This window comes from Sphingomonas sp. BK069 (assembly GCF_014193405.1).
Classification (GTDB): domain Bacteria; phylum Pseudomonadota; class Alphaproteobacteria; order Sphingomonadales; family Sphingomonadaceae; genus Sphingomonas.
Genome location: NZ_JACHZH010000016.1, coordinates 35,231 through 46,350 on the forward strand (window position 1 = coordinate 35,231; position 11,120 = coordinate 46,350).

Genomic DNA, 11,120 nt, shown 5'->3' on the forward strand with positions numbered 1-11,120 from the left:
GATCGAAGAGGAGGCGCGCGATCTGCCTCGCTCCGCAGAATGCACCGTGGATCTGGAACCGGCGACGATCCGATGCATGTCAGGCGGCGAGCCGCTCGGCCACGATCGCTCGGTCACGCCCTTCCCGCTTCGCGCGGTAGAGGGCCGCATCAGCGCTCGCGACGAGCGGCGCATTGTCTCGGCCGAGGCCGGCGCCCCACTCGGCCACGCCGAAGGACAGGCTGACGGCACCCAACGCTTGCGCGCCCTGTCGCGGCCGCAGTGCACCCAGTGCGACGCGCAGCCGCTCGATCCGGGGCAGCAGCGCCGCTGCCGTCGCTCCCGGCGCGATAATCGCGAACTCCTCGCCGCCGTAGCGGCACGCGACGTCACCGTCCCGGAAGTGCTCCCGCAGCGCGGCGCCGACGAGTTGTAGCACCGCGTCGCCTGCTTCATGGCCGAACTCGTCGTTGAAGCGCTTGAAGTGATCGACGTCGCACATGACGAAGGCGAGCGGCGTCCCGGCACGGGCGGCGCGCGCAATCTCCAGCTGGAGGGCCTCCTCCATGTAGCGGCGGTTGTGCAATCCGGTCAGCGCGTCGCGGACGGTCTGCTCTCTCAGGTCGCGCTGAAGGCGATGATTGACGAGGGCCGAGGCGATGTTCTCGCCGAGCGCGTTGAGCCGGAACGCTTCCTCGGCGCCGACGACGCCCTGAAGGTAGAGCAGGCCGATGACTTCGCCGCCGGCGAGCAGCGGCTCGCAGCGGTACGCGCCGGCACCGCCCGCAGCGTGACGACACCCAACCTCGTGGCCGTCGCCGAGCACGACATGACCCTGGCCGAGACGCAGCGCCCAGCACTCGTCCGGGCCGAAGCTCTCCGGAAGAGACCCGCTCTCGCCCCAGCCGGCAAGGCGTACCAGCAGGTTGCGCGAGTTGTTGTGAGCGTAGAGCGCCCCCGCCACGCCGGGCAGCACCTGCGGCACGTAACAGTCGATGATCTGCGCCAGCTCGGCGTCGGTACGCGCCGCCTGCAGTCGATGCGCCATGTCGCCGAGCCGCGCGATCACGTGTCCCCGCGTCTCCAGCGCTCCCCGCTGCGCGAGCAGGTCGGCGTTGGCCGCCTGGAGTCGACCATCGGTGGCACGTTGCTCGCCCAGCGCCTCGCTGAGCCGCTCCGCCATCCGGTTGTATCCGCTGGCGAGACGATCAAACTCGAGCGAGCCGGTGCGCGTGTCGAGTCTGCTCTCCCCTGCCCCGTCTCCCAGCGCCGCCATGGCGTCGAGCACACGACGGAGCGGGCGACGTACGCCGATCGCCACCGTGCCTACCAGAAGCGCGAGCAGCATCGCGACCAGCGGGCCGCCGACCATCACCGCCCGCTTGGTGCCGGCGAGCCGCGCCTCCGCGTCCGCCGCGCGCTGCGCCAGCAGGTCGCGCTCGCGCTGTAGCAGGAGGCCGGCCCGACGATCGACCTCGGCCATCAGCTCGCGCCCTTGTCCGCCGGCGACGATCCGCGTCGCCGCCGCGAAGTCGCCGCGGCGGCCCAGCAGCAAGGGCGTGCGCAGCACCGCGATGCGTCGCGCGACCGCCTCGTTGAGCGCGACGGCGCGCTCGTGCTGAAGCGCATTGTCGGCTGTCAGCCGTTCGAGCCGGCCGAACTGACGGGTCGCGTCTGCGAGCCGCTGGTCGACCGTCGCGACGAAGCGGAGGTCCTGCGTCAGCAGGAAGCCGCGCTGACCTGACTCTGCCTCGCGCAGCTCGGCGAGGGCCTCGTCGAGGTCAGCGATCACCTGCTGGGAGTGAGTCACCCAGGCGAAGCTCTCGCGCGTCTCCAGCGACGATTGCAGCAGAAGCGCGATCAGACAGGCCAGCGCGGCACCGACGATAACGCCCAGGGCGGTCACGCGCGAGATCAGCGAGGGGAACACGGCGAATGATCCAGATCAATTTGCTACGATCCGGGCGTACGGCCGCCATGGTTTCTGACACGTTAAGAACAAGCGCCAGCTCAAGCGCATGAGCTCCGCCGACGCCACTCTCGCCCCTTGCGCGAGCGAGCATGCCGCTTCCAACGCGCCCGCCCATAAAGTTTACCGTCTGCACCTTGCCGAGGAACCGCATGCTGATCTAGATCAACTTGTGGAAGGGAGCCTCCAGTAACATGCTGCGGACGTTGAGCGACTATCATCGTCGGATTGTGTTGGGTCTGGATGAAATTAGACGCTTGTGCCGGGACGATGCTCCGGACCCGGTCATTTTGCCCCGCGCGCGGGCCGCGCTTGGACAGGTCAGCATCGAACGCAGTCGCTTTATCAACCAAGTGGTTGTACCTCGGCTGTTGGTGAGCGCGAACTATGCCTCCGCGCGAGACATGCTAGCCTTGCAACGCTCATTTGCTGCTTATCGCTTGGTGTCGGATCAGCACGTGTCTCATTGGACAGATGAGACGATCGCTGCTGACTGGCAGGGCTACCGCGTCGCGGCCGCTGCTATCTGGCGCATGATGGAAGAACAGATGGATGATGAGCAGGACCTCATCAGCAGGCACCTTGAACATGTCAATCTTTGATTGGTGATCGTGTCGGCCGCTTCAAGGATCCTAAGGGGACCCAATTGCGGTCATTCGTGAGCAAAGATCGTCTCACCGAAATCGGACGTTCATACATGCTCGGCACGTCGGGCGGTTGGCTGTGCTGGCTTGAACGAGGTTGCGCCTCTTCTTGCGATCTCGAGAAGCAACCCGAGCCCAATGGAAAGGCCGCTCCGTGAACTAGATGCGCACCTCAGTCCCAACGACGACGAGCTGATGGGATGGGATGCAGAAAGAGTCGCCCGTCGGCGCGGTGTTACGCTGCATAGACACGAAGATCTCCTCTCGCCAGGGCGCCATACCCGCGATCCCGGAATCCGAGATGATCGTTTCCTGTCCGATATAGTAGCTGACCTCTTCGAACTGATTAGCGTCGAAGAGGTCAGTAGCGGCCAAGCCGGCAGGTATGTTGATGTTCTCCATAAAGCCGAAGCTCAGGATGACCCGGTGCACGTTCGCGCAGATGAGGGAGATCTCGGCCCGGTCGTGGCCAGGTACGAATGGCGTCTCCGCTACCTGAACCGAGACAAGGACGACGCGCTCCTGAAGCGCTCTGTTATGCCGGACGTGCTGCGTTAGTGCCAACGGTATGCCGCTGGTGGCAGCGCTCAGGAAAGCGCCGACGCCCTTGGTGCGGCAATCGACTGCTCTATCAAGTCGATGAACGAACGTGTCTTCGCCCTCGCGCTGGTGTGCACGCGACTGCTCCACCAGCCGAACGCCGGAGCGCCACGTGAGCATGAGGAAGGCGACGACAACCGCAATGACGAGCGGGAACCAGCCGCCTTCAAGCAGCTTCACGCCGTTCGCCGCGAAAAACACCAAATCCAAGGCGAAAAAGGCACCGTTGACGAGCACCACCAGCAGCGGATTGTAGCCCCACCGCAGCGCCACCAGTGCCGCCAGGAAGGTCGAGATCGCCATCAATCCCGACACGGCGATGCCGTAGGCGCCAGCCAGGCCTTCGGATGAGCGGAAGATGAGCACTGCCGCGAGCGTCCCTGCCGCGAGCAGCCAGTTAGCAAGCGGCAGGTAGACCTGTCCCTCCTGATCCGCCGCGGTATGGCGGATGTCCAACCGGGGCAGGAAGCCAAGCTGGATCGCCTGCTGCGTCAGCGAGAAGACCCCTGAGATGATCGCTTGGCTGGCAATCACGGTGGCCGCAGTGGCAAACACGATCAGCGGATAGTGCGCCCAGCCGGGTGCCAGCTCGTAGAAGGGGCTGACGAGCGCGGCGGGGTTGGTCTCGATCAGCGCCGCCTGACCCAGGTAGTTAAGGACCAGCGCGGGCAGTGCGACCGCGAACCAGGCAAGGCGGATCGGAAAGCGTCCAAAGTGCCCCATGTCCGCGTACATCGCCTCGCCTCCGGTGACGGCCAGGAAAACCGCCCCGAGCACTGCGAAGCTGACCGGGATGGGCGATCGCAGCAGGAAGCCAATCGCTTCCGCCGGATTGAGCGCCTGCAGCGCTGCCGGATGTCGGATCACTGCCGCGATGCCGAGCAAGGCGATCGCCAGAAACCAGACCAGCATCACTGGCCCAAAAATTCGCCCGATGAAGCCGGTGCCGCGCGCCTGCACGACGAACAGGCCGATGAGGATAACAATCGTGATGGGGAGGATAGCCGGAGCTAGCACTGGCGCATCCACCTGCAGTCCCTCCACCGCACTTAGCACCGAGATGGCCGGTGTGATGACGCCGTCGCCGTAGAGGAGCGCGGCGCCGACGAGGCCGAGCACGAGGAGAGCCGCCTGTCTCGTCCGCGGCTCGGCGTGCCGAGCGCCAAGCAGCGCGAGCATGGCGACAACGCCGCCTTCGCCGTCGTTATCAGCACGAAGGATCAGGATCGCATACTTGATCGATACCACCACCACGAGCGACCAGATGATGAGCGAGGCGACGCCAATCGCTGCGACTCCCGGAGCGCCACCTGCGGCGGTGACTGCGACCTTGAAGGCGTAAAGCGGGCTGGTTCCGATGTCGCCGTAGACGACGCCGAGCGCCGTCAGCCCAGCGGCGATTCCCGTCCGATGCTTGATGCCTTGCTGATCCGGCCGATGAACGTCCATGTGCCCCCTTCATCCGCGGATCAGCCGCCCTGCCCCACGCAACGCCGAGGAACTTACTTCGGTCTCAACACAGATCAGGTCCCGTCCAATCTGGCGAAACCGCTCATGCCAAGTTCGCGCCCAAGCGCCCGATACCGCCTCGCGCGTGCGGGCGCTGGTTCAGGCTGCGCGCTCTGCCGGTATGGTGCGCTCTCCGACAACCTCGAAGGATCCCCCGTCCACGAGCACCTGTGCGCTTAACGGGCGGCAGTTGTAGCTGGAAGCCATGGAGGCGCCGTAGGCACCGGTCGCATGGAAGACCGCCAGATCGCCTCGCGAAACCCGGTCAATCTCCTGGTCAGTGCCAAAGGTGTCGCCGGTCTCGCAGACCGGACCAGCCAGGTTGGCGACCATCGTCTCGCCGGAGGGCTGAACGGCGGCGAAGCGGTGAAAGGCGCCGTACATCGCCGGCCGTGCCAGATCGTTCATTGCCGCGTCGACGATAACGAACGGCGCTGCCGTGCCTGGCTTCACCCATATGACGCGGGTCATCAGCACGCCGGCAAGCCCGGCGATAATCCTTCCGGGCTCGAAGGTTAGACCGACGTTCCACTGCGCGGAGACGCGAGCGACCATGGCGGCATAGTCGGTCAGCGAAGGGATATGATCCTCCTCGCGGTACGGGATGCCGAGCCCTCCACCCAGGTCGACGCGGGTAATCACATGGCCACGCGCCCGCAGCTCCAGGATGAGCTCGCCGATGCGGCGGTACGCCGCCTCGAGCGGAGCAAGATCGCTAAGCTGGCTGCCGATGTGCAATGCCAGCCCATGCAGGTGCAGCCCATCTAGCCGGCCCAGCCGGTCGTAGATGTCGGCGGCATCGGCGATGCCCACGCCGAACTTGTTCTCGCGGCGACCGGTCGAGATCTTGGCGTGGGTGCCCGCGTCGACGTCGGGGTTGACGCGCAGCACCGCCGGGGCGCGCTGACCCCGAACGTACGCGAGGCGCGAGAGCACTCGCCCCTCTTCCTCCAGCTCGAGGTTGAACTGGCCGATGTTGGCGTCGAGCGCATCGCTGAGCTCGCGGTCGGTCTTGCCGACGCCCGAAAAGACGATGCCGGCCGGCACCATGCCCGCGTCGAGCGCACGGCGCAGCTCGCCACCCGAGACGATGTCCGCACCGAAGCCGCGCCCAGCCAGCAGGCGTAGCACCGCGCTGTTCGGATTGGCCTTTACCGCGAAGGCGAAGCGGGCCGCAGGCAGCGTCCGCAGCGCCGAGCGAAACGCATCCGCTGCGTGACGCAGGGCGGCGGCCGAGTAGACGTGCACCGGCGTGCCGACTGCCTCCGCAATCGCCGAGAGCGGCACGTCCTCGGCGTGAAGGGCGCCTTCCTTGTACTCAAAGAAGCTCATCGTCGATCCGTCGCTCACAGGCCGAAGCCGTCGCTGTTCTGCCCACGCCGACGCACGCGTGCGGCATGGACCGCGGTTGCGGTGTGATAGTGGCCGCGCCGCTCGGCGCGAAACACCTGCGCCACGCGCTTGCCGTGTACCATCAGCGGCAACCCGAGCAGGGCGACGATGAAGAGCGGCACCATCAGCGGTGATCGATCCAGCATCAGGCAGGCCGCACAGGCGCCGGCGAACAGGGCGAAGCCGGTGGCCTTCCAGGCGAGGTCGCGAAAGGTCACGCGAGCATACCCCCGATCGCCACGGCGGCTGGATCGCCCACGACGCGGTCACCCGCGGCTGCCAGCAGCTCGCTGAGACCCGCCCGATGATCGTCGCTCGCGGTGCCGTGCCAAAGCACAATGTCGGCCGGGAAGACCGCCTCCTGGGCCAGCGCCTGCGCCATGTCGGCCTGGTCAAAAGTGAGGCCGATCGCACCGTCTCGCATCATGCCTGCAGCCGAGCGCGCACGCGCGATCATCGCCGGCGAACCGTCGACGCCGCGCGCCTCGATAGCGGTGAAGCCGAGCGCACGTGCCTCTCGCGCTGCCTCGATCAGCAGCGCACCGTTGCCGCAGTCGGCATCGACGATCCGGACGGAGCAGCGGTGCCGCTGCCGCAGGTCTGCGAGCGCCGCGATAAGCGGTAGCCAGCGCGGATCGGTGTGAACCGTGCGCGAGCCCGGCACCGCGAAGTCGCGCGCTGCGCGGGGACCGTTGGCCGTCGACAGGCCGGCCTTCTTCATCGTCGCTGTCATGATGACTCCCTTCAGGCCACGCGCACGAGCGCGCGCTCGCCGGCAGGGACCGGACCAAACGGGATGAGGGGCTTGAGCGGCTTGACCGCCATCTCGAGGCTGGCGTGGTAAATTTCGCGCTCGGCGTGAGCGAAGCTCAGTGCGGCGCCACGCGAGGTGAAGCGTCCCTCAAGCTTGCCTGCGCCGTCCTGGACGAGCCAGTGGCCCGCATGGTCCTGACCGACGTAGATGACCGGGCCGCGTTCGTCGGGCTCCGGGAGAGGTTCAGACGACATGATCGTTACTGATGCCTTCGATGAACGGGTAACACGTGCCCGCCCATCTCAGCTACGCGTGCTCCCATAGTCTTTCGAGATCGATACGCGGGATCGGCATAGTGGCGGCATAGTGCGTCAACGGCTCGTCGCATCTAGCCGCTGGCTCACAGCCAGCGAGCGCGCCTGAACCGCCAGTACAGCGCCGAGCAGATCGTAAGAATGGCCACCAGCGTGGCGGGGTAGCCGTAACGGCTGTGCAGCTCGGGCATGTGCTCGAAGTTCATGCCGTAGATGCCCGCGATCGCCGTCGGCACCGCCAGGATCGCCGCCCAGGCGGCGAGCTGGCGCGCGATCGCGCCGGTGCGCTGCTGCTCGATCAGATTGCTGAACTCGAACACCGAGGTGAGCAGCTCGCGCAGCCCACTCGTCATCGCCTCGACACGGCGGACGTGGTCGAGCACGTCGCGGAAGTAGTGCCGTGCCTCGGCGTCGACGCAGGGTAGCTCGCTCTTAGCGAACTTGCGCGCCACCTCCTCCATCGGCACCAGGATTCGATCGAACCGCATGAGGTCACGGCGCAGCGCGAAGATGCGCGCGATCTCGGCGCGATCGAGGAAGGTGTCGAGCATGCGCTGCTCCATCGCCGCGACCTCCTCCTCCAGCGCAGTCACAAGCGGCAGATAGCCGTCGACGATGAAGTCGAGAACCGCATGGAGGACATAGTCTCCGCCTTTGCCGAGCAGGTCGGGCGCTGCCTCTAGATGCTCCCGCAGCGGCCGGTGCGATCGGGTCGAGCCCTGACGCACGGTGATGATGTGGCTGTGCCCAAGGAACGCGGCGGTTTGGCCGTAGACAATGCGACCGCCGCACAGGTAGGCCGTGCGACCGATGACGAACAGCTGATCGCCGTAGACGTCAACCTTGGGCAGTTGCCCGTCCTTGAGCGAGTCCTCTACCGCGAGCGGATGCAGGCCGTAGAGCCGCTGCAATGTCTCGATCTCGTCGGCACACGGGTCGCTGAGCCCGATCCAGACGAACTCCGAGCGGTCGCTCGGACAGCTGACCTGCTCCTCGATCGCGATCTCGCGAACGCGGCGTCCATGGCGGTACAGGTAGGCGGCAATGACCGGCACAAGCGAGAGCGCCTCAGCGGTGCCGGTGAGCGAGGCTCGCCGTCTGCCGCACCTTCACCGATCGTGCACGGGCAACCGCGATGACGTGGCGGGCCTGCATCAGCGAGGCCGAGCGCCGCGTGTCGAACGCCCCACTGGTAGGCGGGACCGGGCGCGTAAATCGCTCCTGCAGCGAGGGCGCTGGCTCCAGGCGAGCTTGGGGCGGTGGCTCGAGCAATTTTCGGCCGTGGACCAGAAGGAGTATACCGCAGGTCGCCAGCACGAAGCTGAGCAGTCCCAAAGCGAATTCGGCAGGGTGCGCCTGTCCCGTCGCGACCGTCTCGTACACAGCACGGTGGAGCAGAGATGTGCCGGTCGCGGCAGCGAGTAGCAGGGCGCCGAGCAGGCGAGCGGGGATCTTACGCACCTGACGCCGCCTTTGCTTCGACGATGCGCAGGCTAAGCCGTCCATCGATCCTAGCCACCGCGCCCGCAGACGACGCAATCGCGACCTGCGGCTGCCCAGCCCTCTCCGCCTGAGCAAAACGCCGCGCCGCTTCGGCCGAGGCGAAGCGACCTAGCAGCATTCCCGCGCTCTCGCGCACGGTCCAGCTGCCATCGGCATCACGTCCAACGACGAGCAGCGCAGGCTCCTTGATGTTGTTCATCGAGAGTTGCTCCATCAGAGAAGAGATGCTCACGCGGACGCGGTGTCGCCACCGCGCGCTCACCTCCACCTCGTCGAACAGGCGCCGACCCAGCGTGAGCAGGAGACTGCCAGCGCTCGCCGCCACGAAGCCTAATGCGGCGAGGACGAAGGAGGTCAGGCCAGCCTTCATCGGCGGCACATGCATCGATGCCAGTCGCGCCACGGCTACGTAGGAGAGCGCGCACAAAGACAGACCGCCGGCGCGAAGCGCGAGGTCACCAGATCTCGATCGATGCCACTGAACCATGCCACCATCCTCGTTGAGGTGGCGATCCAGCTATCGTGCGCGGCGTAGCAGTTCGAGATCGAAAGTTGGGATCTCCATAGCGGCGACGTAGTGGTGCGCCGAACGCCACCGATTGAGAAGTCAGAAGGGAATGGTGGTGACCTCTACGTTGGACCTCCGTGATATCTCCATCGTGACCCACTTGCGGCCATTCGGGGTGCCTCGTCGGCTTCCCGACTTCGGTCATTCGTTCAGCAGATCGACCGGGAACGGCGGGTTACGATCTAGAACGCAGCCAGCGAGTGTGAGTGCACTAGGCCTGCGACCCGTCACACAGCTGGGCGTCCCAGCCCAGCATGGCTGTGTCGACAACTGCTGTCAGTTCGTCGAAGCTCGAACCATCGCGCGCGATTAGCGACATGCCATTCTGCACGGTTTGTACGAAGCGAGCGAGGGTTTGCGTGTTCACCGATCGATCGATCTCACCCGCGGCTTTCGCCTTCTCTATGCGGTCTTTGAGCCGAATAAGCGTGACGTTGCGTGCGGAGACTACGAGCGCGCCTAGTCCCTCGTGCCCCTCGGCTCCCACAGCGGACAAGGTCACCATACAACCGTTCGCGGCCTCAATTAGGCCTGCCGCCGTGTCGCGGAGGAACGCGTAGACTGCGTCCCGCGCCGTCTCCGCTGCGAAAAAGCCGCCCCACGTAGCCGCTTCATGCATGCGCCCGTAATGCTCCAGCGCTTCGGCGTAGAGCGCCTCTTTCGAGCCGAAGGCCGCATAGAGGCTCGGCGACCCGATCCCCATCGTCGCAGTCAGATCGGAAATGGAAGTCGCGGAATAACCTTTGCGCCAGAACAGGTGCATCGCCGCGGCCAGCGCTCTCTCGCGATCGAACGCGCGCGGCCGGCCACGGCGAACCGCTCCACATCTCGCATCGCTTGCGTCCTCATTCTGCATCGGTCGACATATAATTCATTGACGAGCGCCTGCAAAGCGCACACCTATTCTGTATCACCCGACACAGAAAGGATTCGACAGTGCAGGAACTGAACGGCAAGCGGGCGCTCGTGACGGGCGGCTCGCGCGGCATCGGCGCGGCCATTGCGATCGCGTTGGCTGACAAGGGTGCGGACGTGGCAATTACCTATGAGCGGTCGGCGGGGCGTGCCGCAGAGGTGGTCACGGCGATCGAGCAGAAGGGCCGCAAGGCCGTGGCGATCCAGGCCGACAGCGCCGACCCGGCGGCGATTCAGCGTGCGGTCGCCGAGGCGGCCTACGCGCTCGGCGGCCTGGACATTCTCGTCAACAACGCCGCGATCGCACGCTATAACAGCATCGCCGACTTCACTGTCGACGACCTAGACGCTCTTCTTGCGGTCAACGTTCGCGGGCCAGTGCTCGCCACCAAGGCGGCGATCCCGCATCTCCATGCAGGCGCTCGTATCATCAATATCGGCTCAGGCGGCGCAGACCGGATCGTGGGGGCGACCGGCACCGTCTACTACATGACCAAGTCGGCCCTCCAATCCTTTACGCGCGGCCTGGCGCAGGAGCTAGGCCCGCACGACATCACCGTGAACCTCGTCCAACCGGGCTCGACGAACACGGAGATGAACCCAGAGAACGGTGAGTTCGCCGACTTTCAGCGGAGCCTCATTCCGCTTGGCCGTTTCGGTCAGCCCGAAGATGTCGCCGCGGCGGTCGCGTTCCTGGCGACGCCCGCTGCTCGGCAGATCACCGGGGCCATCCTCAACGTCGATGGCGGGGCGCTCACCTGAGGAACGCTTCGGCACGGCGCACCGGTTGGTTGGGCCGTGCCGATCTAATCGGACACTGCGATTCGGACCGACCAAAATTAGTCACTCAGACGGCGCTGATCGCTTCTTGATTTCTCGCCGTCGTCTAATAGCGGGGTTTGCAAGCGCCTTTGTGTGGGGACGTCATTTGCCGGGGCACGGTCGTCTTCGCGGTCGACATGAGCCGCCGCAT

The 11,120-nt window shown here is 65.8% G+C and carries 12 protein-coding genes; 2 read left to right on the forward strand and 10 right to left on the reverse strand.

All coding sequences use genetic code 11. The features are described 5' to 3' along the window. Nucleotides 1-79: 79 nt before the first annotated feature. Complete coding sequence (locus FHY02_RS21870; RefSeq protein ID WP_183926337.1) at nt 80-1,909, reverse strand: diguanylate cyclase; 1,830 nt, start codon at nt 1,907-1,909, stop codon at nt 80-82. Nucleotides 1,910-2,142: 233 nt separating this feature from the next. Between FHY02_RS21870 and FHY02_RS21875 the strand changes: the two genes are divergently transcribed. Beyond that, nucleotides 2,143-2,550: a hypothetical protein gene (locus FHY02_RS21875; RefSeq protein WP_183926339.1), complete on the forward strand. Its 408-nt coding sequence runs from the start codon at nt 2,143-2,145 to the stop codon at nt 2,548-2,550. 201 nt (nt 2,551-2,751) lie between these two features. Here FHY02_RS21875 and FHY02_RS21880 read toward each other — a convergent pair whose 3' ends face one another. The 9 genes from FHY02_RS21880 to FHY02_RS21920 form a co-directional block, all read right to left on the reverse strand. Next, on the reverse strand, nt 2,752-4,641 hold the full coding sequence (locus FHY02_RS21880) for a potassium transporter Kup (protein WP_183926341.1): 1,890 nt from the start codon (nt 4,639-4,641) through the stop codon (nt 2,752-2,754). A 159-nt stretch (nt 4,642-4,800) separates the two neighbouring features. Further along, nucleotides 4,801-6,033: a diaminopimelate decarboxylase gene (lysA, locus tag FHY02_RS21885; protein ID WP_183926343.1), complete on the reverse strand. Its 1,233-nt coding sequence runs from the start codon at nt 6,031-6,033 to the stop codon at nt 4,801-4,803. Between the two features lie 14 nt (nt 6,034-6,047). Then, nucleotides 6,048-6,311 (reverse strand): hypothetical protein, encoded by a 264-nt coding sequence (locus FHY02_RS21890; RefSeq protein ID WP_183926345.1) that lies wholly within the window; start codon nt 6,309-6,311, stop codon nt 6,048-6,050. Beyond that, on the reverse strand, nt 6,308-6,826 hold the full coding sequence (locus FHY02_RS21895; protein ID WP_183926347.1) for a methyltransferase domain-containing protein: 519 nt from the start codon (nt 6,824-6,826) through the stop codon (nt 6,308-6,310). Before FHY02_RS21895 ends, FHY02_RS21890 begins: the two co-directional genes overlap by 4 nt. 11 nt (nt 6,827-6,837) lie before the next feature. After that, nucleotides 6,838-7,101 (reverse strand): hypothetical protein, encoded by a 264-nt coding sequence (locus FHY02_RS21900; protein WP_183926349.1) that lies wholly within the window; start codon nt 7,099-7,101, stop codon nt 6,838-6,840. A 146-nt stretch (nt 7,102-7,247) separates the two neighbouring features. Continuing rightward, nucleotides 7,248-8,216 (reverse strand): magnesium and cobalt transport protein CorA, encoded by a 969-nt coding sequence (locus FHY02_RS21905; protein WP_183926351.1) that lies wholly within the window; start codon nt 8,214-8,216, stop codon nt 7,248-7,250. 13 nt (nt 8,217-8,229) lie between these two features. Continuing rightward, on the reverse strand, nt 8,230-8,622 hold the full coding sequence (locus FHY02_RS21910) for a hypothetical protein (protein WP_183926352.1): 393 nt from the start codon (nt 8,620-8,622) through the stop codon (nt 8,230-8,232). Continuing rightward, nucleotides 8,615-9,151 carry a hypothetical protein gene (locus FHY02_RS21915; RefSeq protein WP_183926354.1) on the reverse strand — a complete coding sequence of 179 codons (537 nt, stop codon included), beginning with the start codon at nt 9,149-9,151 and terminating at the stop codon, nt 8,615-8,617. The genes FHY02_RS21910 and FHY02_RS21915 overlap by 8 nt, the downstream gene beginning before the upstream one ends. 292 nt (nt 9,152-9,443) lie before the next feature. Next, nucleotides 9,444-10,088 (reverse strand): TetR/AcrR family transcriptional regulator, encoded by a 645-nt coding sequence (locus FHY02_RS21920; RefSeq protein ID WP_183926356.1) that lies wholly within the window; start codon nt 10,086-10,088, stop codon nt 9,444-9,446. An 80-nt stretch (nt 10,089-10,168) separates the two neighbouring features. Between FHY02_RS21920 and FHY02_RS21925 the strand changes: the two genes are divergently transcribed. Beyond that, nucleotides 10,169-10,909, forward strand: coding sequence for an SDR family oxidoreductase (locus FHY02_RS21925; protein WP_183926358.1), 741 nt, complete (start codon nt 10,169-10,171; stop codon nt 10,907-10,909). Nucleotides 10,910-11,120 lie beyond the last annotated feature (211 nt).

Excerpts from the sequence above, each read along its gene's own strand:
- FHY02_RS21875 (WP_183926339.1), top strand. The coding sequence starts at position 2,143 with ATGCTGCGGACGTTGAGCGACTATCATCGTCGGATTGTGTTGGGTCTG.
- FHY02_RS21880 (WP_183926341.1), bottom strand. The coding sequence starts at position 4,641 with ATGGACGTTCATCGGCCGGATCAGCAAGGCATCAAGCATCGGACGGGA.
- lysA (WP_183926343.1), bottom strand. The coding sequence starts at position 6,033 with ATGAGCTTCTTTGAGTACAAGGAAGGCGCCCTTCACGCCGAGGACGTG.
- FHY02_RS21895 (WP_183926347.1), bottom strand. The coding sequence starts at position 6,826 with ATGACAGCGACGATGAAGAAGGCCGGCCTGTCGACGGCCAACGGTCCC.
- FHY02_RS21900 (WP_183926349.1), bottom strand. The coding sequence starts at position 7,101 with ATGTCGTCTGAACCTCTCCCGGAGCCCGACGAACGCGGCCCGGTCATC.
- FHY02_RS21915 (WP_183926354.1), bottom strand. The coding sequence starts at position 9,151 with ATGGTTCAGTGGCATCGATCGAGATCTGGTGACCTCGCGCTTCGCGCC.
- FHY02_RS21920 (WP_183926356.1), bottom strand. The coding sequence starts at position 10,088 with ATGCAGAATGAGGACGCAAGCGATGCGAGATGTGGAGCGGTTCGCCGT.